The sequence below is a fragment of the Streptomyces sp. NPDC048650 genome, from assembly GCF_043199095.1.
Lineage (GTDB): Bacteria > Actinomycetota > Actinomycetes > Streptomycetales > Streptomycetaceae > Streptomyces.
The window spans coordinates 93,444-115,321 of record NZ_JBICVM010000008.1 but is presented as its reverse complement, the minus strand read 5'-3'; the positions used below and the strand labels follow the sequence as shown (position 1 = coordinate 115,321).

Genomic DNA, 21,878 nt, shown 5'->3' with positions numbered 1-21,878 from the left:
TGCCGCCCGCCCCGGGCCGCCTGCCCTCGCGCCGCCCGCCGGGGGTCCGTCAGGCGCTCAGGGCCGTCCACTCCTGCCGGCTGCGGACCTCGACCGCCTGGCTGTAGCGGCGGAGCAGCAGCCGCGCCAGCTCGGGTGCGGCGCCGAGCACCGGGGCGAGAACGTCCGCGCCGGCCTCGCGGGCCCCGGTGGCGATGCGGTCCGGGAGGAAGCCCGGGGCGATGACGTACGGGGCGACGGCGATGTGCTCGACGCCTTCGGCCCGCAGCTCCCGTACGGCATCCGCCGTACGGGGCAGAGATGCGGAGGCGAACGCAGGTCGCACGGCACACCAGTTGGCGGTGCGCCGCCACTCCCGCGCGATTTCAGCGATCACTGCGATCGCCTCCGGGTCACTGGAGCCCGCCGAGGCCAGTACGACCCCGGTCGAGCGGTGGTCGCCGGGCCGCAGCCCGGCCTCCGCCAGCCGCCGCTCCAGGGCGGCGGTCAGCAGGGAGGAGGGGCCGAGTACCTCGGCCCGGTGCACGGTCAGCAGGGGCAGCCGCCGCGCGGCCTCCCGCAGTACGGCAGGGATGTCGGACTTCGCGTGGAAGGCCCGGGTCAACAGGAGAGGCATCGCCACGACATCCCGTACGCCCTCGGCCGAGAGGCGTTCCAGCACCCTGGGCACGGTGGGCGCGTTGAAGTCGAGATAGCCGACCTCGACCCGCAGGCCCGGCCGCAGCGCCCGCACCCGCGCACAGAGCGCGGAGACGGTCGCCGCGTGCCGCGGGTCGCGGCTGCCGTGGGCGATGACGAGGAGAGTGGGGCGTGCGTCCATGGTTCAGCTCTTGACGAGAAGGCCGCGGCTGCGCAGTACCCGCCGCTCGATCGGCGCGAAGATCAGCAGCTCGATACCGATGCCGACGATGAGGATCAGCAGGATCGCGGACAGCACCCAGGACATGTCGCCGATCTCGCGGCCCTGTTCCAGCAGCTGGCCCAGGCCGGTGCCCAGGTCGGGTGCGTTGACGATGAGTTCGGCGGCCATCAGGGAGCGCCAGGAGAAGGCCCAGCCCTGCTTGAGCCCGGCGATGTAGCCGGGGAGCGCGGCCGGGAGGAGGACGTGCCGGATGCCCGCGAGGCCGGTGGCGCCGATGGTGCGGCCCGCCCGCAGGTAGAGGGGGGAGATCTGGTCGACGCCGGCCACCAGGCCGTTGGCGATGGAGGGGACGGCACCGAGCAGCACCACCGCGTAGATGGTGGCGTCGCTCAGACCGAACCAGATGATCGCCGCCGGGACCCAGGCCACCGAGGGGAGGGACTGCAGACCGCTCAGGATCGGGCCGATCGCGGCCCGTACGGCCTTGACGCGGGCGACGACCAGACCGAGGGGCGTACCGATGACGACCGAGGCCAGGAAGCCGAGGGCGCCGCGGGAGACGCTGGTCCACACGTAGTTCAGCAGCGTGCCCTCGAGCCACTTGTCCTGGAGGGAGCGGGCGACCTCCACCGGGCTCGGCAGCAGGTAGTGCGCCTTGAGCTGGAAGTGGTAGGCGAGCTGCCACAGCGCGAGCACGATGGCGATGGCGATGAGGGGCGGGAACGCCTTCGAGACGACCGTACGCAGCCAGGGCTGACGGGCGACGACGGTGGATTCCAGGGCGTCGAGCCCGGCCTCCAGGCCGGCGAGGTCGCCGGAGGTGTCGCGCGCGCCGGCGGGCTTCCCGGTCGCTTCGGCGGGCGTGCCGGCAGCCGGAGCGACGGCGGGTTCGCCGGTCGCTGCGGTGTCGGACGTGGTCTCAGTGCTGGCCATGGCGGCGGATCTCCCCACGGAGCTGTTCGGTGATCTCGACGGAAAGGTCGGCGACCGCGGCGTCCTCGATACGGCGCGGCTGCGGAATGTCCACCTGCCACTCGCGGGCGATCTTGCCGGGACGGGAGGAGAGCAGCACCACCCGCTGGGCGAGCCGTACGGCCTCACGCACGTTGTGGGTGACGAAGAGGACCGAGAGGTTCGTCTCGCGCCAGATGCGGGTCAGCTCGTCGTGCAGGACGTCGCGGGTGATCGCGTCGAGCGCGGCGAACGGCTCGTCCATCAGCAGCAGCTGGCTGTCCTGGGCGAGCGCGCGGGCCATGGCGACGCGCTGGCGCATACCGCCGGACAGCTCGTGCACGCGCTTGCCGTACGCACCGCGCAGCCGGACGAGTTCGAGCAGCCGCTCGGCCTCGGCACGGCGCTCGCCGCGGGGCACCCCGCGCAGCCGCAGCGCCAGTTCGATGTTGCGGCCCGCGGTCAGCCACGGGAACAGCGCATGCTCCTGGAACATCAGGGCGGGCCGGCCGCCCGGCGTCTCGATGCTGCCGGCGGACGGCGCATCGAGGCCGGCCACGAGGTTGAGCAGGGTGGACTTGCCGCAGCCCGAGGCCCCCAGGAGGCAGACGAATTCGCCCGGTGCGACATCGATGCTGATGTCGTCCAGCACATGCTGCTGCGCGCCGGGCCGACCGAACGACTTCGAGACGTGGTCGATGCGAGCGGCGTACGACGGACTGCCGGCCGGTGTCGCCGGGGCGGGCTGCTCGGTGAGTGTGGTGGTCGTCATCGGTGTCACCTCCTGGGGGACTGCGGTGCTACGGGAAGGGAGGGCTGTCAGCTGCCGAGACCGGCGTCGTCGACCGTCGGCCTGCCCTCGGACCTGAGCACCTTGTTCAGCAGGGTGAGGTCGTAGATGCCCTTGAGGTCGGGCTTCTTCAGCAGGCCCGCCTGCACGGCGTGGTCCGCCTCCTGCTGGAGCGTGGCGGCCAGCGGGTCATCGGTGATGTCGACGTTCTTGAACGCCGGGTCGATGACGTTGTCCGGCAGCGCCTTGCCCGCGAACTCCGGGTCGGCGAGCTGGTCGTTGAGGGCCTGCTTCGCCTCCGCCGGGTGCGACCGGATCCAGGCGTTGGTCCGCACCGAGCCGCGCAGCACGGCCTCGACCGCCTTGGGGTGTTTCTTGAGGAACTCCTGGGAGACGATCAGGTTCGTGATGACGAACTTGCCGTCCTTCCACAGCTTCTTCTCGTCCAGGAGCGGCTTGCCGCCGGCGGCGACGAGCTTGGCGGCCGTCGGCTCGGGCACCCAGGCTCCGTCGATGGAGCCCTGCTGGAAGGCGGTCGGCGTCACCTTGTTGTCGGTGCGCTGGACGGTGACGTCACCCTTGCCGGTGGTGGCGTCGACCTTGTAGCCCTTGCCGGCCAGGAAGTTCAGCAGCGCCACGTCCTGGGTGTTGCCCAGCTGCGGGGTCGCGATCGTCTTGCCCCTGAGATCGCTCAGGCTCTTGATCTTCTTGGGGTTGACGATCAGCGAGACACCGCCGGAGGCCGAGCCGCCGATGATCTTCAGGCTCTTGCCGTGCGACTTCACATAGCCGTTGATGGCGGGGGAGGGGCCGATCCAGCCGATGTCGATGGCGCGGGAGTTGAGCGCCTCGATCTCGGCGGGGCCCGCGTTGAAGACGGACGGCTTCACGGCCGTACCGCCCAGTTCCTTCTGGAACAGGCCCTTTTGGAGGCCGACCAGCGGAGTGGCGTGTGTGGTGTTGCCGAAGAGTCCGATCCGGACGTTGTCGAGCCCGTCGGTCTTGGGCCCCTTGGGGGCGACGTCGGCCGCGGTGTCCTTCTTGGCCTCGGAGCCGTAGCCGCAGGCACCCAGGACTCCCACCAGGAGCGGGAGGGAGACGGCGGCCGCCACCAGGCGGTGTCGAACGGCAGACACGGGAGGAGTTCCTCTCGGAGGGCCGGGACAGTACGCGCCCGTCTAAGGCGCGCCCGGCAGGTCGATCGATCTTCGGAAAGGGGGCGTGGGGGGTACGGAGTCGAGCATCGTCAGCGCACACATCGCCCGACTCCTCCCTGGCCACTGCCGAGGGCACCGCTGCCGATCCGGCCGCCCTCTATCGCGAAGGTGGAGAACATGTCTTTGGGCATGCTCAGAAGTCCCATCCGTCGTCGTCCGCCGGGGCGGCCTCCGCGGCCTCCGCCGCCGCCTCCGCGAAGGCGTTGCCCGCCATGCCCGCGGTCAGCGTCGTACCGTCCGCCGGGTCGATCAGCAGGAAGGAGCCGGTGCGGCGGGAGTCGGCGTACGCGTCCAGGGCCAGCGGCTCGGCCGTGCGCACCACGATCCGGCCGATGTCGTTGGCGGCCAGCTCGCCCGGCGCCGGGTGCTGGGAGAGGTCGTCCAGGGTCAGCCGGGAGGGGATGTCCTTGACGATCGCCTTGACCGTGCGGGTCGTGTGCTTGAGCAGCACCCGCTGGCCGACGGTCAGCGGACGGTCCGCGACGTGGCAGACCGTGGCCTCGACGTCCTGGGAGACCGACGGCGCCGAGGCGGTGGGGGCGATCAGGTCACCGCGCGAGATGTCCAGGTCGTCGCCGAGCCGGACGGTCACCGACTGCGGCGCCCACGCGGCCTCCACGGCCTGGCCCAGCGCGTCTATCGCCTCGATGGTGCTGGTGCGGCCCGAGGGCAGCACCGTCACCGGGTCGCCGACGCGCAGGACGCCGGAGGCGACCTGCCCTGCGTAGCCGCGGTAGTCGGGGTGTTCGGCGGTCTGCGGGCGGATGACGTACTGGACCGGGAAACGACCGGGGTCGTCGGCGGGATCGGCGACGACGGCGACGGTCTCCAGGTGCTCCAGGACGGTCGGGCCGCCGTACCAGTCCATGGCGGCCGACGGGGTCACGACGTTGTCGCCGGCCAGCGCCGAGATCGGGATCGCGGTGATCTCCGGAACACCCAGGGAAGCGGCGTAGCGCGTGAACTCCTCGGCGATGGCGGCGAAGACGGGCTCGGCGTAGTCGACGAGGTCCATCTTGTTGACCGCCAGGACGACGTGCGGGACCCGCAGCAGGGCGGCGACCGCCGCATGCCGGCGGGTCTGCTCGACGACGCCGTTGCGGGCGTCGACCAGCACCACCGCGAGCTCGGCGGTGGAGGCGCCGGTGACCATGTTGCGGGTGTACTGCACATGGCCCGGGGTGTCGGCGAGGATGAAGCGGCGCCGGGGCGTGGCGAAGTAGCGGTAGGCGACATCGATGGTGATGCCCTGCTCCCGCTCGGCACGCAGACCGTCGGTCAGCAGCGCCAGGTCGGGTGCCTCCTGGCCGCGGCCCAGCGACGCCCGCTCGACGGCCTCGAGCTGGTCGGCCAGGACGGACTTGGAGTCGTGCAGCAGCCGGCCGACCAGGGTCGACTTGCCGTCGTCGACGGATCCGGCGGTGGCGAACCGCAGCAGCGAGGTCGCGCCGGCGTCCAGTACGTCCTCAACAGTGTGGGTGGTGCTCATGGTTAGAAGTACCCCTCGCGCTTGCGGTCCTCCATGGCGGCCTCGGACATCTTGTCGTCGGCCCGGGTCGCGCCCCGCTCGGTGAGCCGGGAGGCGGCGATCTCCGCGATGACGGCCTCGATGGTGTCGGCGTCGGAGTCGACCGCGCCGGTGCACGACATGTCGCCGACCGTGCGGTAGCGCACCTGCCGGGTCTCCAGGGCCTCGCTGTCCTTGGGGCCGCCCCACTCGCCGGGGGACAGCCACATGCCGTTGCGGCCGAAGACCTCGCGCTCGTGGGCGTAGTAGATGGCGGGCAGCTCGATCTTCTCGCGGGCGATGTACTGCCACACGTCCAGCTCGGTCCAGTTGGACAGCGGGAAGACGCGGACGTGCTCGCCGGGCGAGTGCTTGCCGTTGTAGAGCTGCCACAGTTCGGGGCGCTGCCGGCGCGGGTCCCAGCCGCCGAACTCGTCTCGCAGCGAGAAGACCCGCTCCTTGGCGCGCGCCTTCTCCTCGTCCCGGCGGCCGCCGCCGAAGACCGCGTCGAAGCGGTTCGACTCGATGGCGTCCAGCAGCGGGACGGTCTGCAACGGGTTGCGGGTGCCGTCGGGGCGCTCGCGCAGCTCGCCGCGGTCGATGAAGTCCTGCACGGAGGCGACGTGCAGGCGCAGGCCGTGCCGTTCGACGGTGCGGTCGCGGTAGTCGAGGACCTCGGGGAAGTTGTGCCCGGTGTCGACGTGCAGCAGGGAGAACGGCACCGCGGCGGGCGCGAACGCCTTGAGCGCGAGGTGCAGCATGACGATGGAGTCCTTGCCGCCGGAGAAGAGGATCACCGGCCGCTCGAACTCACCCGCCACCTCGCGGAAGATGTGGACGGCCTCGGACTCCAGGGCGTCCAGGTGCGGCAGGGTGTACGGGCTGTCCCCGCCGGCCTCGGTCAGAACGGTCGCGGTGGTCACGCCAGTCCCCTTTCGACGAGCAGCCCGTAGAGCGCGGCTGCGGACTCCTGCACGGTCTGGGTGTGCGACTCGATGCGCAGGTCGGGCGATTCGGGCTGCTCGTAGGGGTCGTCCACGCCGGTCAGCCCGGATATCTCACCGGCCGCCTGCTTGGCGTACAGCCCCTTCACATCGCGTTCGGAGCACACCTCGACCGGAGTGGCGACGTGCACCTCGAGGTAGGCGGTGCCCTCGGTCTGGTGCCGCTTGCGCACCGCCTCCCGGGCGTCCGCGTAGGGCGCGATCACCGGCACCAGCGCGATGACTCCGTTGTCGGCCAGCAGTTCGGCGACGAAGCCGATCCGCTGGACGTTGGTGTGCCGGTCGGCGCGGGTGAAGCCCAGGCCGGCGGAGAGGAACTCGCGGATCTCGTCGCCGTCCAGGACCTCGACCCGGCGGCCCTCGCCGCGCAGTCGCTCCGCGAGCGCATACGCGATGGTGGTCTTGCCCGCGCTCGGCAGTCCGGTCAGCCACACCGTGGCGCCCGTCATCGGCTTCTCCTGAGCTTCCACAACGTCTCGAACATCTGTCGTGCCCTGCAAGGTGTCCTGAAAATCCTGAAGTTCGGCCATCAGTGCAGCCCGCACTCGGTCTTGTTGCTGCCCGCCCAGCGGCCCGCCCGCGCGTCCTCGCCCGCGAGGACCCGGCGGGTGCAGGGGGCACAACCGACGGAGGGGTAGCCGTCCATCAGCAGCGGGTTGGTGAGCACGCCGTGCTCGGCGACGTACGCGTCCACATCGGCCTGCGTCCAGCGGGCGATCGGCGAGATCTTGACCTTTTGGCGCTTGGCGTCCCAGCCGACCACCGGGGTGTTCGCGCGGGTCGGGGACTCGTCCCGGCGCAGCCCGGTCGCCCAGGCGTCATAGCCGCTCAGGCCCTCCTCCAGCGGCTGGACCTTGCGCAGCGCGCAGCACAGGTCGGGGTTGCGGTCGTGCAGCTTCGGCCCGTGCTCCGCGTCCTGCTCCGCGACCGTCTGGCGAGGCGTCAGCGTGATGACGTTGACGTCCATCACCTCGGCCACCGCGTCCCTGGTGCCGATGGTCTCCGGGAAGTGGTAGCCGGTGTCGAGGAACACCACGTCCACGCCCGGCATGGCGCGCGAGGCGAGGTGGGCGACGACCGCGTCCTCCATGGAGGAGGTCACGCAGAAGCGGGACCCGAACGTCTCGGCGGCCCAGGCCAGGATGTCGAGCGGGGACGCGTCCTCCAGGTCGCGGCCCGCGCGTTCGGCGAGTTGTGGAAGTTCGGTGGCAGTGGTCACGACGCACCTCCGGAAGAGGGTGACGGGGCGGCGGACAGCCCTTGGGAGAGCAGGCCCAGGAACTTCAGCCGGAACGCACGGCTGCACGACCGGCATTCCCAGGCGGCACCCTCGCCGCGGACCGAGCCCTCCTCGGAGGGCCGCAGGTCCTCGTCACCGCAGTACGGGCAGTAGAACGGGGCGGCGCGTTCGCTCACTTCAGTGCACCCTCTTCCGCACGGGTCGCCCACTGGGCGAACCGCTCGCCGTCGGTGCGCTGCTCCTGGAAGTTGCGCAGCACCCGCTCGACGTAGTCGGGGAGTTCGTCGGCGGTGACCTTCAGCCCGCGGACCTTGCGGCCGAACCCGGCCTCCAGGCCCAGCGCGCCGCCCAGGTGGACCTGGTAGCCCTCGACCTGGTTGCCGTCGTCGTCCAGCACCAGCTGGCCCTTGAGGCCGATGTCCGCGACCTGGATGCGGGCGCAGGCGTTGGGGCAGCCGTTGACGTTGATGGTGACCGGCTCGTCGAACTCCGGGAGACGGCGCTCCAGTTCGTCGATGAGCGAGGAGCCGCGGCCCTTGGTCTCGACGATCGCCAGCTTGCAGAACTCGATGCCGGTGCAGGCCATCGTGCCGCGCCGGAACGGGGACGGCGTGACCCGCAGGTCCAGCGCCTCCAGTCCGGAGACCAGCGAGTCCAGGCGCGACGCGTCGATGTCGAGCACGATCATCTTCTGCTCGGCGGTGGTCCGCAGCCGGCCCGAGCCGTGTTCCGCCGCCAGCTCGGCGATCTTGGTGAGGGTGGCGCCGTCGACCCGGCCGACGCGCGGGGCGAAGCCCACGTAGAAGCGGCCGTCCTGCTGCTTGTGCACGCCGACGTGGTCGCGCCACCGCTGGTCGGGCTGGGCCGGGGTGGGGCCGTCGGTGAGCTTCCGCTCGAGGTACTCGTCCTCCAGCACCTGGCGGAACTTCTCCGGGCCCCAGTCGGCGACCAGGAACTTCAGCCGGGCGCGGGTGCGCAGGCGGCGGTAGCCGTAGTCGCGGAAGATCGAGATGACGCCTTCGTAGACATCGGCGGCCTCCTCGCGGGAGACCCAGACGCCCAGGCGGACGCCGAGCTTGGGGTTGGTGGACAGGCCGCCGCCGACCCACACGTCGAAGCCGGGGCCGTGCTCGGGGTGCTCGACGCCGACGAACGAGATGTCGTTGATCTCGTGCGCCACGTCCAGCAGCGGCGAGCCGGACACCGCGGACTTGAACTTCCGCGGCAGGTTGGAGAACTCGGGGTTGCCGATGATCCGGCGCTGGATCTCCTCGATGACCGGCGTGCCGTCGATGATCTCGTTCTCGGCGATGCCGGCGACCGGCGAGCCGAGGATGACGCGCGGGGTGTCACCGCACGCCTCGGTGGTGGACAGGCCGACCTCTTCGAGGCGGCGCCAGATCTCCGGGACGTCCTCGATGCGGATCCAGTGGTACTGGACGTTCTGCCGGTCGGTGATGTCCGCGGTGCCGCGCGCGAACTCCTGCGAGATCTCGCCGATGACGCGCAGCTGGTCGGTGGTCAACCGGCCGCCGTCGATGCGGACGCGCAGCATGAAGTACTTGTCGTCCAGCTCCTCCGGCTCCAGGATCGCGGTCTTGCCGCCGTCGATCCCGGGCTTGCGCTGGGTGTAGAGGCCCCACCAGCGCATCCGCCCGCGCAGGTCATTGGGGTCGATGGAGTCGAATCCGGCCTTGGAGTAGATCGTCTCAATGCGTGTCCGCACATTGAGACCGTCGTCATCCTTCTTGAACTGCTCGTTGCCGTTGAGCGGCGTGAAGTGTCCAACGGCCCACTGGCCCTCGCCGCGGTGGCGGCCGGCCTTGCGGCGCGGCTTTGCGGCCCCGGCCGAGGGCTGGGGAGTTTCCGGGGTGTCGGCGGCCATGGGTGTACGTCCTTCTGGGCGGGCTCAAGGGTGCGGGCGGGCGCGGCGTACCCCGTGGTGACCTGCGTGGACACACCACATCGCGGCGCGTGGCGACGCGTCGGAGAAGGTGGGCCGAGGGTGGGGTGCCGGCGCGTCCGCGACGATGGGGACGGCGGGAAATCGGTGGTGCTGGCGGTGCTGTCCAGGGGCTCAGGGCCCCGGTCGGCGCTTCGTCAGCCTGCCCGACAAATGGCGCTGGACATGCGGCCGAGGTCGACGTGCCGCCGACTCACCAAGGCAATTCCAGCTCGAGACATGACGGAAGCCTGGCACGCCGTTCTCCGGCCAGTCCACCGTCATCCAATATTTGGACATGACTGTCTCGAATCGTGGACATGTGTGTCCTGGGTCACTCGCGTGCGACCGCCCGGGGTCAGGCTCCGGCGGGCGCGACCGGCCCCGCGCCCGGCCAGGGGCCCGGCATCGCGACCTGCGGCTCCTCGGTCACCGTGGTCTCGTAGACCCGGAAACCGCGTCGTTGGTAATTGGCCATCGCGTGCGGTCCGTCGTCGCTGCAGGTGTGCACCCACACCCGGCGCGTCGGCTCCCGCCGCGGCCACCGCTCCGCCAGGTCCCAGGCCCGCCCGATGCCGTACGCGAGCAGCTCACCGCCGATGCGCCGCCCCCGGAAGGCCGGCAGCAGCCCGAAGTAGGCGATCTCCACGGCGCCCTCCGGTGACGGGTTCAGCTCGATGAACCCGGCGGGCGTTCCCCGCTCGTACGCCACCCAGGTCTCCACCCCCGGCTGCCCCAGATGCTCCGCCCACTGCGCGAACGACCAGCCCAGCCGGTCGGTCCACAGGATGTCCCCGCCGACCGCGGTGTAGAGGAACCGGCTGAATTCCGGCGACGGCACCTGGGACCTGACGATGCGGACCCCCTGCTCGGCGGGCGGGCCCTCGGCGGCCACGAGGTCCGCGGGCGAGGTCTGCTCCAGATACCAGGTGGTGACCGTGACGCTGCTCATCGCGTCAGCACATCACACGACCGTTCGACGGCGGTCACCGGACCGGACCGTGGGACGGTCGCCTGGGATGATCCCGGTCATCCGGGCGAAGACCACCACGTTGCCCGCGTAGCCGCTGCTCGCGGAGTAGCCGCCGCCGCAGGTCAGCAGGCGCAGTTCGGGGCGCCCGGTGGAGCCGTAGACCCGCCGTGCCGGGAAGTGGCCCTTGGTGAAGACCTCGATGCCGTAGACCTCGAAGACGACGGTCCGCCCGTCCGCGCGGGTCACCTGGACCGTCTGGCCCTTCCTGAGCGAGCCCAGGCGGTAGAAGACCGCGGGGCCGGTGTAGGTGTCGACATGGCCGACGATGACGGCGGTGCCGTTCTCGCCCGGGGCCGGGGCGTCGGCGTACCAGCCCGCCAGGCGGGGGTTCCGGGACGGCGGGGAGGCTATCCAGCCGTCCTTGTCCAGGCCGAGCGGGACCACCGGGGCGGAAATCCGCAGGGCGGGGACGGTCACCCGGGAAACGGCGGAACGGGCGAGCGGGGGCGGCCCGGGGCGCCCGCCGACGGGGGAGAGCGTGGTGCCGCCGCCGGGCTGCGGCGGGCCGTCGGCCCCGTCGGCCAGCCCGCCGCGCAGCATGGCGAATCCGGTGAGGCCGACCAGGGCCAGCACACCCCAGTTGGGCCGGCGCGGTACGGGCTCCGCGCGCGGCTCCTCGGGCCGGCCCCACAGGCTCATCGCTCTCCTCCCTGGACCCGTGCCCCCGCGCGCGCGGTCCGCAGACGGCACGCTAGGCGCGCGCCGGGGAGGGGGCGAGAGCAGACGGTCGTTCGGGTGGCCCGCCCGGCGGACCCGGGCGGGGCCGCCGGGCGAACCCGCCAGGTCAGGCGCCGTCCGCCGCGAACACCGCCTCGGCGAGCCGGCCGACCTGGTCCGGGTCGGGCGACCAGCAGTACAGCATCACCTCGTCCGCGCCGATCGCCGTGTAGGCGGCCACCGCCTCGCGGATCCGCGCCGGGGTGGTGAGCAGCCCGTCCACGATGTGGTCGGTCCAGTCGCCCGGCCCGTAGTAGGCGCGCAGTTCCCGGCGGGCCCGGTCGATCACCGGCCGGGGGCCGAGGGCCGCGTTGACCTGGGCCACCAGCCGGGGGCGCCCGCTCCGGCCGGCCCGGTCCCAGGCGTCCTCCACCGCGCGGAACATGCCGTCCATCTTCTGGGACGGCAGCGCCGCGCCGAGGAAGCCGTCGCCCCAGCGGGCGACGCGTTCCACGACGGCGGGTACGAAACCGCCGAAGAGGACCTCGGGGCCGCCCGGCCGCGCCGGAGCGGGACCGATCGGGCCGACGTCCTCGGCGAACGGCTCACCGGCCCAGATCCGCCGCAGCTCGGCCATCTGGGTGTCGAGCCGGCGGCCCCGGGTGCGCAGGTCGACACCCGCGGCCCGGTAGTCGTCCTCGCGCCCGCCGATCCCGATGCCGAGCGTGAAGCGCCCGCCGGAGAGCAGATCGAGGGTGGCGGCCTGCTTGGCGAGCAGCGGCGTCCCGTGCAGCGGGGCGAGCAGCACCTCGGTCTGCACCCGGACGCGGGAGGTGGCGCCGGCCAGGGCGGCCAGGGTGATCAGTGGTTCGGGGTTGGCGAACACCAGCCGGTCGAGCAGGGCGACGGTGGTGAACGGAGTGGCGTCGGCGCGCCGGGCCCAGGTGAGCAGCTGTGCGGGGTCGGCGATGGGCAGGCCGAGACCTACGGACATGGAATCCTCCGGAAGGACGGGTGGGCTGCGACGGCATGCGGGCATGCGTCATCGCAGAGGGTCGTGTCGCCCACTCGTTCGGCCACGCGCCTGCCGTCCGGCGGCGCGCGCTGCTCCCCTTCTGCGACGTCCTTCTGAGGAGCTCTCTTCAGAGTGCGGTCAGTCTACGAAAGGGAACGGATGTCCGCACGGGAATATCGGCGCGCCCACCGCGCCCGCTCGCGCCGTGCCCGCTACCCCCGCCGGGCCGCCACCACCGCCGGCGCCGACGACTGCGGCAGCAGTCGGACCCGCCGGGACGGCAGCCGCAGCTCCACCTCCACCCCGTCCGCGAAGCGGTACGGCCGGTGCGCCAGCACTCCCGCGAGATGCCGCCGCAGCCGGGACAGCTCGGCGCGCACCGTCACCGTCCGGCCGCGGTCACCGAACAGGTCCTGGGCGAGCTCGGCGGCACTGCGGCCCTCCGGATGGTGCGTGGCGAGGACGAACAGCAGCTCGGCGTGGCGCGGGGACAGCTCGTGCGCCCAGTCGCCGGCCGGCCCGGTGACCGTCACCGTCGCGCTGTCGCGCCCGCTGACGTCCAGCAGCACCCGGCCGGGCCCGGCGGCCGGCTCCGCACGGCCGATCCGGATCAGCCAGCCCCCCGGCAACGGCTCCAGCGTGCACATGCCGTACCGCGGCAGCCACAGTGGCCCGGCCTGCGGCGCCTTGGGCAGCGCCACCCGGTCCGGCGGTGCCAGGCCGGTGACCCCGGCGGTCCAGCCGCTCGGGTCGACGGCCAGGGCGCGCCCGCCGATCCGCGCCAGCACCGGCGCCGCGGTCGACCGCAGCCGCTCCAGCAACGCATGGTGCCGGAGCCGCAGTTCCCCCTCCGCGAGCCGGGCGACCGTGGAGACCAGGGAAAGCGTCGTGGGATGGAAGGAGTGCGCCGGTCCGCTGAGGTCGACGGCGCCCAGCAGGCGGCCGTCGCGCGGGTCGTGCAGCGGCGCCGCGGCGCACGTCCACGGGTGATGGGTGCGGACGAAGTGCTCGGCGGAGTGCACCAGCACCGGGCGCCGGGCCACCAGGGCGGTGCCGATCGCGTTGGTGCCGACGACGTCCTCCGCCCAGTCGGCGCCCTTGTCGAAGCCGAGCCGGTCGGCCAGCCGCCGCACCGGCGCGCTGCCCTCCCGCCACAGCACCCGGCCCTCGGCGTCGGCGACGACCATGATCTGCTGCGCCGCGTCGGCGGCCGCCAGCAGCCCGTCATGGAGGACCGGCAGGACCGCCGTCAGCTGGGAAGCCTGCCGGCGGTGTTCCAACTCGGCGACGGAGAGCGGGTGTTGCGGTCGGTCCCGCTCGGGATCGACGCCGGAGGTGATGGCCCGCAGCCAGGACTCGCCGATGACCGGGCGGGGCACGCCTGCCGGTGCGTCGGGCGGGAGCTCGCCCGAGAGCGCGGCCTCCCGCACCGAGGCGAGGCGGCGCGCGGTCTCGCGGACGTCCTGGGCCGACCGGACGGCGCTGCCGATCGCTGTGTCCTTCACGCTGCTCCCCGTCGCGCACCCGTCACGGCCGCCGGAGCCGGCCGCCGGCTGCCGGCGGCCACCGCCCGGCCCGGTGCCCATCGTGCCCTCACCAGGGCGAAGGCGGGGGGCCATTGGGCAGATCCATGCAACCGGATGCAACGGTTGTGGCCTATGACGCGCTCCGGCAAATCTGGTCCCAGCGGCCGATGGAGTCTCGATGCCGAGGCTCGCCGGACACCCGCCGGCGAGCTCGCGGCTGTCCGCCGGGGATTCCGTCGGCCGCCGCCACGTCCGCAGGGCACGGTGCGGGAGGGGAGCTCACCATGGGGGCGATCGCGCCGCGCGTCGTGGTGATCGGAGCGACGGAGGGACTGCGGATCGCGCGCGCCGGACGGCTGGCCGCCCACTACGGGGTGCCCCGGCTGCCCGCGGTCGACGTCCTGATCAGACGTCAGCCGCTGCCCGCCGACGGCTATGTCATCGACGGTGCGCCCCAACTGCTCGGCCGGGTGGCCGGCATCGGCGGCCTGCTGCCCGCGCCCGCCTTCGCCGACCTCGTCGCGTATCTGCGCGAGCCGGGCCGGACGGAGGGGGAGGACGCCGGCCGGGTCCTTCGGTACTACGAGGCCCGGGGCGTACTGGTCGGGTTCCGGCCGGGCGCCCCCGACGCGGACCTCATCGTGGCCATCGATGCGGCGTTGCGCGGGCGGACCGCCGCGGACCCGCCCGGATGGCCCTGTTGACCGGGAACGGTGCCGAGTCGGCGCGGCACCGTTCCCAGGGGGTGTCGGCACACCCCCGGACCGGCGCGGCGGCGGTACCCCCTGTCCCCGTTCCCCCGGGGAACCCCCGCTCCTGCGGAGGGAACGGGGAACCGCCGCCGCGCCCCGCGGGGTTCAGTCGTCCGTCACCGGCCGCGCCCGGGCCACCAGCGAGGCCAGGTCCAGCGTGTGCGGCAGCGTCCCGAACGCGGCGCCCGCGTCGCCGCCCAGCCGGGAGGCGCAGAACGCGTCCGCCACCTCCGGCGGCGCGTGGCGCACCAGCAGCGAGCCCTGGAGAACCAGGGCCAGCCGTTCCACCAGCCGCCGGGCGCGCGCCTCGATGCCGTCCAGGTCGGCGAGTTCGGTCAGCAGGGCCTTGATCGCCCGGTCCAGCCGGTGGTCCGCGCCGCGGGCCGCGCCGATCTCCGTCAGGTACGCGTTCAGCGCGTCCGGCTCGCGTCGCAGCGCCCGCAGGGCGTCCAGCGCCTGGATGTTGCCCGAACCCTCCCAGATGGAGTTCAGCGGCGCCTCGCGCAGCAGCCGCGGCATCCCCGACTCCTCGATGTAGCCGTTGCCGCCCAGACACTCCAGCGCCTCGGTCGCCACCGGGGTGCAGCGCTTGGTCACCCAGTACTTGGCGGCCGGGACCGCCAGTCGCAGGAAGTGCCGGTCCTGTTCGCTGCCGCCGTCCGAGGCAGCCGCCAGCCGCAGCGCCAGCGTCGTCGCCGCCTCCGACTCCAGCGCCAGATCGGCCAGCACGTTGCGCATCAGCGGCTTGTCGATCAGCGGTCCGCCGAACGCCTCGCGGTGGGCGCAGTGGTGCACCGCCTGCGCCACCGCCTGTCGCATCACCGCGGCCGCTCCGGTCACACAGTCCAGCCGGGTGGCCGCGACCATCTCGAGGACGGTCGTCACCCCGTGCCCCTCCTCACCCACCCGGCGCGCCCAGCTCCGCCCGTCGAACTCGATCTCCGCCGAGGCGTTCGAGCGGTTGCCGAGCTTGTCCTTGAGCCGCTGGATGCGGAACGCGTTCCGGGTGCCGTCCGGCAGTACTCGGGGCAGCAGGAAGCAGGTCAGCCCTCCCGGGGCCTGCGCCAGCACCAGGAAGACGTCCGACATCGGCGCGGAGCAGAACCACTTGTGCCCGGTCAGGACGTACTCGCCGGGCGCGGCCAGTGGCTCGGCGTGGGTGGTGTTGGCCCGTACGTCGCTGCCGCCCTGCTTCTCGGTCATCGCCATCCCGGCCAGCGCGCCGCCCTTCTCGGTGGCCGGCCGCAGCCCCTGCTCGTACACCCGCGAGGTCAACAGCGGCTCCCAGACGGCTGCCAGCTCCGGGTCGGTGCGCAGGGTGGGCACCGCCGCGTGCGTCATCGACAGCGGGCAGGTGTGCCCCGCCTCGGCCTGCGTCCAGACCAGGAGGCCGGCGGTCCGCAGGACGTGCCCGTCCGGCCGCGTCCAGGCGCCGGTGAGGCCGGACGTGACGGCGTGGCCGAGCAGCCGGTGCCAGGCCGGGTGGAACTCGACCTCGTCGATGCGGTGCCCGTAGCGGTCATGGGTGCGCAGGACAGGCGGGTGGGCGTTGGCCTGTTCGCCCCACTGCTGGGCGTGGGCCGAGCCGGCCGCCTGCCCCAGCCTGCCCAGTTCCTCCCGTGCCGTGTCGAGGCGGGAGGCGCCGACGTACCGCGCGACGCCCTCGGTGAGTGCGGGGTCGGAGGCGAAGACGTCGTATCCGACCAGCGGCGGGGGCTGGTTCGTCACTGAATGAGTGCTTGCTGCCATGGCAGCTACGGTAAGGACGTGCCGCCAGCAAACGAACCAGTCGAACGGCCGGCGGGCCGTTTGACCAGGGCCCGGGTCCTGTACCGCAACGTCTCCAAGCGCCGCCTGGCCTGGCTGCTGCTCAAGGACGTCGTCAACTCCTGCATGGAGTACCGCGTCACCGGTCTGGCCGCCGAGGCCGCGTTCTTCTGCCTGCTGTCGCTGCCGCCGCTGCTGCTCGGCCTGATCGGCCTGCTCGGCTACATGGAGCAGTGGATCGGCCCCGCCACCATCGACAGCATCCGGCAGAACATCCTCAGCGCCTCGGGCACGGTCCTCTCCGGCAAGGGCGTGAACGAGATCGCCCGCCCGCTGCTGAACGACGTCTTCACCGGCCGCCGCCCCGACGTCATCTCCCTCGGCTTCGCCATCGCCCTGTGGTCCGGCTCCCGGGCGCTGAACGTCTTCGTCGACACCATCACGATCATGTACGGGCTGGACGGCCGGCGCGGCATCGTGCGGACCCGCCTGCTGGCCTTCGCGCTCTACCTCGCCGGCCTGGTCGTCGGTGCCGTCGCGCTGCCGCTGATGGTGGCCGGGCCGGACACGGTCGTCGGCTGGCTGCCGGCCAGCGCGGACATCATCCGGACGCTGTACTGGCCGGTCGTGCTGACCCTGTCCGTCGCCTTCCTGACCACCCTGTACCACGTGTCCGTGCCGGTGCGCTCGCCCTGGCCGGAGGACATCCCCGGGGCGGTCGTCGCGCTCGCGATGTGGGTCCTGGGCAGCCTTCTGCTGCGCATCTACCTCACCTCCACCATCGAAGGGCCCACCATTTACGGGTCGTTGGCCGCTCCGGTCGCGGTCCTGCTGTGGACCGGGGTGTCCGCCTTCGCGGTGCTGGTCGGGGCCGCGACGAACGCCGCCCTGGACCGGGTGTGGCCCTCGGTCGCCACGGCCGCGGCGCGCGCGGAGCGGGAACGGCGGGTGCACGCGGTGGGGGAGGGGCGGGCAACACGGGGCGGCGAGGACGGCTCCGGCGGCCGGAGCGGCTCCCGCAGCGAGGACGGCTCCCGCAGCAAGGACGGCTCCGGCGGTGAGGACGGCTCCGGCGGTGACGGCGGCGGAGGCGGCGACCGCGGTGAGGGTGACGGTCCCGGCGGGGGGCCGCCCGCCGGGTGACGGTCTGCGCGGGCCATTGACAGCCCCGGGGTGCGGGGAGAGGATCCTCGGCCAGCAAGGTGAACGAAAGTTCACCACGCGAACGTCCTGCGTGAACCTCCCGCACGCGCTTCACCGTACGCGCCTTCCCGCGAACAGCCCTTGTCGCGCGCCCACTCCGCACCGCTCGCCCGTCACCCGGACCGCTGTGAATCCGAGGCCGCCATGTCGCCCACCGGCACGCCCGCGTCCCCCGCCGGCACCTCCGCCGCCCCCGCCCCCGCGCGCCACACCTTCCGCTCGGTCGCGCCCGTCCTCGCGCTGTGCTGGCTCGCCGTCTTCTTCGACGGCATGGACGTCAACGTCTACGGCGCCGTCCTGCCGCACATGCTTGACGACCCGTCACTGGCGCTCACTCCCGGCACGGCCGGCACGATCGGCAGCTGGACCACCTTCGGCATGCTCGTCGGCGCCCTCGGCGCCGGCACCCTCACCGACTGGCTCGGCCGCCGTCCGGTCCTGGTCACCAGCGTGCTGCTGTTCTCCGCGGGTTCGGCGGTCTGCGCCCTGGCCGCCGCGCCCGCCCCGTTCGGCGCCGGGCGCTTCCTCGCCGGGCTCGGCCTCGGCGGCCTGATGCCCCTGTGCCTGTCGATGGTGATGGAGTTCGCGCCACCGGGCCGGGCCGCGCTCGCCACCGGCCTGCTGATGACCTCGTACCACGCGGGCGGCATGGCGGCGACCGGCCTCGGCCTCACCCTCGCCCCCGCGTTCGGCTGGCGCTGGGTGTTCTGGGTCGGGGTGCTGCCCGCGGTCGTCGCCGCGCCGCTGCTGCTGAGGCTGCTGCCGGAGTCCCCCGGGGTCCTCCTCGCCCGGGGGCGCGCGGCCGAGGCCGCCGCGCTCGCCGACCGCTACGGCATGGCCCGCCCGGTCCCCGCCGACGCGCCGTCCGGGGGCGCCCGGGGCCGCCTGGACGCGGTCCGCGCACTCTTCGGTCCCGGCGTGCGCGGGGCGACCCCGCTGCTGTGGCTCGCGTCCTTCTGCGGACTGCTCCTGGTCTACGGCGTCAGCACCTGGCTCCCGCAGATGATGCGCGCAGCCGGCTACGGCCTGACGTCGTCCGTCGGTTTCCTGCTGATCATCAACGCGGGCGGCATCGTCGGCATGCTCGTCGCCGGCCGCGCCGCCGACCGCTTCGGCCCGGTCGCGGTCTCCGGCGTGTGGTTCCTGCTCACGGCGGCCGGCGCGCTGCTGCTGGGCACCCGCCTCCCGCTCGGGCTCACGTACGCGGTGGTGGCCGTCACCGGCGTCTGGCTCTTCAGCGCCCAGACGATGGTGTACGCGGCGGCCGACCGCGTCTACCCGCCCGCCGAACGCGCCACCGGCCTGGGCTGGGTGACCGGCATCGGCCGTACCGGCGCCGTCGTCGGTCCGTGGCTCGGCGGCACCCTGGCGGCCGCCGGCAACAGCCGACTGGGCTTCTCCGTCTTCGCGCTGGCCGGTCTGCTGGGCGCGGTCGCGATCGGCTCGGTGGCGCTGGTCCGCCGCTGACGGCGCTGACGGCGCTGACGGCGCTGACGGCGCGTCCGGCGGCCCTTCGGCCGTCAGCGCCTCACAGCGCCGAAATGCGTGCGTAGCGCCCGGCCACGCGGAGGTCCGCCTCGATGTCCGCGGCGGCCTCGCGCAGCGCGGGCAGGACGGACCGGCGGGTGGCGTCCGGTGCGCAACGGCCCGCGTGCGTCGAGACGTTGACCGCGGCGACGACGCGACCGGCGCGGTCGCGGACCGGTACGGCGAGGGAGCGCAGCCCTTCCTCCAGTTCCTCGTCGACCAGGGCATAGCCCTCGGTGCGGACGGTGTCCAGCAGGGCCGCGAGGCGCCGCGGGTCGGTGACCGTGTGGCGGGTGAGGGGTTCGAGGCGGATGCGGGCCAGGCGGGCGGCCAGCTCGGCCGGGGGGAGGGCGGCGAGGAGGACGCGCCCCATGGACGTGGGACAGGCGGGGAAGCGGGTGCCCAGGGTGATGTTGACGCTCATGATGCGGACGGTGGGCACGCGCGCCACGTACTGGATGTCGTCGCCGGACAGGACCGCCATCGACGCGGAGTCGTGCACCCGCTCGACCAGCGCGGCCAGGTGCGGCTGTGCGACGGCGGGCAGGGTCAGCCCCGACAGGTGGGCGAAGCCCAGCTCCAGGACCTTGGGGGTGAGGCGGAAGAGCGTGCCGTCGGTGGTGAGGTAGCCGAGGTGTTCCAGGGTGATCAGGGCCCGGCGGGCGGTGGCGCGGGCCAGGCCGGTGGCCTGGGCCACGGCGGTGAGGGGGAGGGCGGCACGCCCGCTGCCGAATGCGGTCAGGGTGAGCAGCCCCCGGGCCACCGATTCGACGAACTCGGGGCCCGACTCCTGCTTCGAGGCCCGCATCCACTCCGCCGGTGCCACTGCGGTCCGGTCGCCGGCGGCGCCGGTGGGCGGCGCGCCCAGCGCGTGTTCCATGGCGGTCACCGTCTCCCGCAGCCGCGGCAGCACCGCCTGCCGCAACCCGTCCGCACTCAACCGGCTGGTGTGGCTGACGACGCTGACCGCGCAGACCGTACGCCCGGCCCCGTCCCGCACCGGCATGGCCACCGCCACCAGGCCCGGCTCGATGAGCTGGTCGTCCTGCGACCAGCCGGCCGTCCGCGCGGCGGCCACCCGCGCCTCGAAGTCACTGCCGGACGCGGAGTCCGGCGCACCGGCGCCGCGCCGCGGGGGCACGGCCGGGAAGCCCGCGTCCGTCGGATCGGCCGCCCGGCGCTCCCGCCAGCGTCGCCAGTCGTCCGCGTCCCAGGCGTCCGCGAACAGGGCGCCCGGCGCGCCCCGTTCGGCGGGCAGCAGATCGCCGATGCGGAAGGCGAGCGACATCGCGCGGCGGCGGGTCGCCTGGTGGACGAAGCGCACTCCGTCGCCGTCCGGGACCGCGAGCGAGACCGACTCGTCGAGGGTGTCCGCGAGCCGGTCGGCGAGCGGGCCCAGGCGGTCGGGGAGTTCGGAGGCGGCGAGGTAGGCGTTGCCCAGTTCCAGGAGCCGGGGGGCGAGCACGGCGTCGCGGCCCTCGGTGCGCACATAGCCGAGCCGGGCGAGGGTGCTCAGCACCCGGTCCACGGTGGAACGCGCCAGGCCCGTGGCGCGCACCAGATCGCCCACCGCCCGCCGGCCACCGCCCGCCGCCAGCACGCGCAGCACGGACAGGCCGCGCATCAGCGGCCCCACCGCCTCCGGCGGCGGTGGCGGCGAGGACAGTGCGGTGGGTGCGGGGTGGCTCATGGGCTCTCCACGGTGCGGCGATCTCGTCGGAACCGTACCCGGCGCACCGTTGACAGGGCCGGGGGCCGGGTTCACACTCGGGGCTTCATTCTGAACTTAAGTTCACCACGCGAACGCGTCGCGACCAAGCCGCGAATCGGCCCACCGGGACGGCGAACCGACGAGTGCGGTGGACGAGCCGGAACCGAAGGCGAGGACATGGCCGACATCCGTTCCCTGCGCGACGCCGTCGCGGACCTGATCCACGACGGGGACACCGTGGCGCTGGAGGGCTTCACCCACCTGATCCCGTTCGCCGCGGCGCACGAGATCATCCGCCAGGGCATCACGGGCCTCACGCTCGCCCGGATGACCCCGGACGTCGTCTACGACCAGCTGATCGGCGTGGGCGCGGCCCGCAAGCTGGTCTTCTCCTGGGGCGGCAACCCGGGCGTGGGCTCGCTGCACCGCTTCCGGGACGCCGTCGAGAACGGCTGGCCCGCCCCGCTGGAGATCGACGAGCACAGCCACGCCGGGATGGCCAACCGCTACGCCGCGGGCGCCGCGAGGCTCCCGTTCGCGGTGCTGCGCGGCTACCGCGGCAGCGACATCCCCGGCCGGAGTTCCACCGTCGCCACCGTCACCTGCCCGTTCACCGGTGCGGAACTGGCCGCCGTCGCCGCCCTGAACCCCGATGTCACCGTCATCCACGCGCAGCGGGCCGACCGGGCCGGCAACGTCCAGCTGTGGGGCCTGACCGGTGTGCAGAAGGAGGCCGCGCTGGCCGCCCGGCGCGTCCTGGTCACCGTCGAGGAACTCGTCGACACGCTGGAGCCGCGCCCCGGCGGGATCGTGCTGCCCGGCTGGGTCGTCGACGCGGTCGCCGTGGTCCCCGGCGGCGCCCACCCCTCCTACGCGGCGGGGTACTCCGTCCGTGACAACGCCTTCTACCGGGAGTGGGACACCATCGCGCGGGACCGGGAGAGCTTCTGCCGGTGGGTCCGGGAGCGGGTGCGCGCGACGGGCGACGGGCCGCGGACGACCGCCCCGGCGGCGGCTCCGGACCCGACGCCCGCCACCGGAGCCGCACCCGCGCCGGACACCGCACCGGCGCCGGACACCGCACCCGCCGCGGACACCGCACCCGCCCCGGCGAAGTCCGGCCCGGCGGTCACTGCGGCAGCGACCGGTGCCGCCACCGCCGCCCCGGCGGCGG

General features: G+C 73.3%; 20 protein-coding genes and 1 pseudogene. 4 read left to right on the top strand and 17 right to left on the bottom strand.

What is annotated here, in order from left to right; all coding sequences use genetic code 11:
* Positions 1-49 precede the first annotated feature (49 nt).
* From ACGFML_RS23375 to ACGFML_RS23305, 15 genes are all read right to left on the bottom strand, one after another.
* The gene (locus tag ACGFML_RS23375; RefSeq protein WP_393546608.1) at positions 50-820 is read right to left on the bottom strand and encodes a sirohydrochlorin chelatase; all 771 of its coding nucleotides are present in this window, start codon (positions 818-820) and stop codon (positions 50-52) included.
* Positions 821-823: 3 nt separating this feature from the next.
* Positions 824-1,795, bottom strand: a complete 972-nt coding sequence (locus ACGFML_RS23370) for an ABC transporter permease (RefSeq protein ID WP_393546606.1) — start codon at positions 1,793-1,795, stop codon at positions 824-826.
* Entirely contained in the window at positions 1,782-2,585 is an 804-nt protein-coding gene (locus tag ACGFML_RS23365; RefSeq protein ID WP_393546605.1) for an ABC transporter ATP-binding protein, read from the bottom strand. Before ACGFML_RS23365 ends, ACGFML_RS23370 begins: the two co-directional genes overlap by 14 nt.
* Positions 2,586-2,632: 47 nt before the next feature.
* On the bottom strand, positions 2,633-3,739 hold the full coding sequence (locus tag ACGFML_RS23360) for an aliphatic sulfonate ABC transporter substrate-binding protein (RefSeq protein ID WP_393546603.1): 1,107 nt from the start codon (positions 3,737-3,739) through the stop codon (positions 2,633-2,635).
* A gap of 214 nt (positions 3,740-3,953) precedes the next feature.
* The gene (locus ACGFML_RS23355) at positions 3,954-5,309 is read right to left on the bottom strand and encodes a sulfate adenylyltransferase subunit 1 (RefSeq protein WP_393546602.1); all 1,356 of its coding nucleotides are present in this window, start codon (positions 5,307-5,309) and stop codon (positions 3,954-3,956) included.
* Between the two features lie 2 nt (positions 5,310-5,311).
* The gene (cysD, locus tag ACGFML_RS23350) at positions 5,312-6,250 is read right to left on the bottom strand and encodes a sulfate adenylyltransferase subunit CysD (RefSeq protein WP_393546600.1); all 939 of its coding nucleotides are present in this window, start codon (positions 6,248-6,250) and stop codon (positions 5,312-5,314) included.
* A complete protein-coding gene (cysC, locus tag ACGFML_RS23345; protein ID WP_393546598.1) occupies positions 6,247-6,780 on the bottom strand; it encodes an adenylyl-sulfate kinase in 534 nt (177 codons plus the stop codon). The genes cysD and cysC overlap by 4 nt, the downstream gene beginning before the upstream one ends.
* An 80-nt stretch (positions 6,781-6,860) precedes the next feature.
* Positions 6,861-7,550, bottom strand: coding sequence for a phosphoadenylyl-sulfate reductase (locus ACGFML_RS23340; RefSeq protein ID WP_393546596.1), 690 nt, complete (start codon positions 7,548-7,550; stop codon positions 6,861-6,863).
* Positions 7,547-7,747, bottom strand: coding sequence for a hypothetical protein (locus tag ACGFML_RS23335; protein WP_393546594.1), 201 nt, complete (start codon positions 7,745-7,747; stop codon positions 7,547-7,549). The genes ACGFML_RS23340 and ACGFML_RS23335 overlap by 4 nt, the downstream gene beginning before the upstream one ends.
* Positions 7,744-9,456: a nitrite/sulfite reductase gene (locus ACGFML_RS23330; protein WP_393546593.1), complete on the bottom strand. Its 1,713-nt coding sequence runs from the start codon at positions 9,454-9,456 to the stop codon at positions 7,744-7,746. Before ACGFML_RS23330 ends, ACGFML_RS23335 begins: the two co-directional genes overlap by 4 nt.
* A gap of 215 nt (positions 9,457-9,671) precedes the next feature.
* Complete coding sequence (locus ACGFML_RS23325) at positions 9,672-9,755, bottom strand: putative leader peptide (RefSeq protein ID WP_350257049.1); 84 nt, start codon at positions 9,753-9,755, stop codon at positions 9,672-9,674.
* Positions 9,756-9,871: 116 nt separating this feature from the next.
* Positions 9,872-10,465, bottom strand: coding sequence for a GNAT family N-acetyltransferase (locus ACGFML_RS23320; protein ID WP_393546591.1), 594 nt, complete (start codon positions 10,463-10,465; stop codon positions 9,872-9,874).
* A gap of 12 nt (positions 10,466-10,477) precedes the next feature.
* Positions 10,478-11,185, bottom strand: a complete 708-nt coding sequence (locus tag ACGFML_RS23315; protein ID WP_393546589.1) for a class F sortase — start codon at positions 11,183-11,185, stop codon at positions 10,478-10,480.
* A gap of 145 nt (positions 11,186-11,330) precedes the next feature.
* The gene (locus ACGFML_RS23310; protein WP_393546587.1) at positions 11,331-12,197 is read right to left on the bottom strand and encodes an LLM class flavin-dependent oxidoreductase; all 867 of its coding nucleotides are present in this window, start codon (positions 12,195-12,197) and stop codon (positions 11,331-11,333) included.
* A 233-nt stretch (positions 12,198-12,430) separates the two neighbouring features.
* On the bottom strand, positions 12,431-13,723 hold the full coding sequence (locus tag ACGFML_RS23305) for a GAF domain-containing protein (protein ID WP_393546585.1): 1,293 nt from the start codon (positions 13,721-13,723) through the stop codon (positions 12,431-12,433).
* 305 nt (positions 13,724-14,028) lie between these two features.
* On the opposite strand from ACGFML_RS23305, the gene ACGFML_RS23300 reads away from it, so the two are divergent.
* Positions 14,029-14,448, top strand: a complete 420-nt coding sequence (locus tag ACGFML_RS23300; RefSeq protein ID WP_393546583.1) for a hypothetical protein — start codon at positions 14,029-14,031, stop codon at positions 14,446-14,448.
* Between the two features lie 153 nt (positions 14,449-14,601).
* Here the strand turns inward: ACGFML_RS23300 and ACGFML_RS23295 are convergent, their stop codons facing one another.
* Positions 14,602-16,245 carry an acyl-CoA dehydrogenase family protein gene (locus tag ACGFML_RS23295; RefSeq protein ID WP_393546581.1) on the bottom strand — a complete coding sequence of 548 codons (1,644 nt, stop codon included), beginning with the start codon at positions 16,243-16,245 and terminating at the stop codon, positions 14,602-14,604.
* Positions 16,246-16,263: 18 nt separating this feature from the next.
* On the opposite strand from ACGFML_RS23295, the gene ACGFML_RS23290 reads away from it, so the two are divergent.
* Both ACGFML_RS23290 and ACGFML_RS23285 read left to right on the top strand, forming a co-directional pair.
* A complete protein-coding gene (locus tag ACGFML_RS23290; RefSeq protein ID WP_393546579.1) occupies positions 16,264-17,406 on the top strand; it encodes a YihY/virulence factor BrkB family protein in 1,143 nt (380 codons plus the stop codon).
* Positions 17,407-17,610: 204 nt separating this feature from the next.
* The gene (locus ACGFML_RS23285) at positions 17,611-18,933 is read left to right on the top strand and encodes an MFS transporter (protein ID WP_393546577.1); all 1,323 of its coding nucleotides are present in this window, start codon (positions 17,611-17,613) and stop codon (positions 18,931-18,933) included.
* A gap of 61 nt (positions 18,934-18,994) precedes the next feature.
* Here the strand turns inward: ACGFML_RS23285 and ACGFML_RS23280 are convergent, their stop codons facing one another.
* Positions 18,995-20,683, bottom strand: a complete 1,689-nt coding sequence (locus tag ACGFML_RS23280) for an IclR family transcriptional regulator C-terminal domain-containing protein (protein ID WP_393546575.1) — start codon at positions 20,681-20,683, stop codon at positions 18,995-18,997.
* 198 nt (positions 20,684-20,881) lie between these two features.
* Here ACGFML_RS23280 and ACGFML_RS23275 point away from each other — a divergent pair.
* Positions 20,882-21,685 (top strand): annotated as a pseudogene (locus ACGFML_RS23275) (CoA transferase subunit A); the annotation flags it as partial.
* Positions 21,686-21,878: the final 193 nt, after the last annotated feature.

What these genes read in the sequence shown, in the direction of transcription:
- ACGFML_RS23375 (WP_393546608.1), bottom strand. Translation starts at nt 820, where the DNA reads ATGGACGCACGCCCCACTCTCCTCGTCATCGCCCACGGCAGCCGCGAC.
- ACGFML_RS23370 (WP_393546606.1), bottom strand. Translation starts at nt 1,795, where the DNA reads ATGGCCAGCACTGAGACCACGTCCGACACCGCAGCGACCGGCGAACCC.
- ACGFML_RS23365 (WP_393546605.1), bottom strand. Translation starts at nt 2,585, where the DNA reads ATGACGACCACCACACTCACCGAGCAGCCCGCCCCGGCGACACCGGCC.
- ACGFML_RS23355 (WP_393546602.1), bottom strand. Translation starts at nt 5,309, where the DNA reads ATGAGCACCACCCACACTGTTGAGGACGTACTGGACGCCGGCGCGACC.
- cysC (WP_393546598.1), bottom strand. Translation starts at nt 6,780, where the DNA reads ATGACGGGCGCCACGGTGTGGCTGACCGGACTGCCGAGCGCGGGCAAG.
- ACGFML_RS23330 (WP_393546593.1), bottom strand. Translation starts at nt 9,456, where the DNA reads ATGGCCGCCGACACCCCGGAAACTCCCCAGCCCTCGGCCGGGGCCGCA.
- ACGFML_RS23325 (WP_350257049.1), bottom strand. Translation starts at nt 9,755, where the DNA reads ATGTCTCGAGCTGGAATTGCCTTGGTGAGTCGGCGGCACGTCGACCTC.
- ACGFML_RS23320 (WP_393546591.1), bottom strand. Translation starts at nt 10,465, where the DNA reads ATGAGCAGCGTCACGGTCACCACCTGGTATCTGGAGCAGACCTCGCCC.
- ACGFML_RS23315 (WP_393546589.1), bottom strand. Translation starts at nt 11,185, where the DNA reads ATGAGCCTGTGGGGCCGGCCCGAGGAGCCGCGCGCGGAGCCCGTACCG.
- ACGFML_RS23310 (WP_393546587.1), bottom strand. Translation starts at nt 12,197, where the DNA reads ATGTCCGTAGGTCTCGGCCTGCCCATCGCCGACCCCGCACAGCTGCTC.
- ACGFML_RS23300 (WP_393546583.1), top strand. Translation starts at nt 14,029, where the DNA reads ATGGGGGCGATCGCGCCGCGCGTCGTGGTGATCGGAGCGACGGAGGGA.
- ACGFML_RS23295 (WP_393546581.1), bottom strand. Translation starts at nt 16,245, where the DNA reads ATGGCAGCAAGCACTCATTCAGTGACGAACCAGCCCCCGCCGCTGGTC.
- ACGFML_RS23285 (WP_393546577.1), top strand. Translation starts at nt 17,611, where the DNA reads ATGTCGCCCACCGGCACGCCCGCGTCCCCCGCCGGCACCTCCGCCGCC.
- ACGFML_RS23280 (WP_393546575.1), bottom strand. Translation starts at nt 20,683, where the DNA reads ATGAGCCACCCCGCACCCACCGCACTGTCCTCGCCGCCACCGCCGCCG.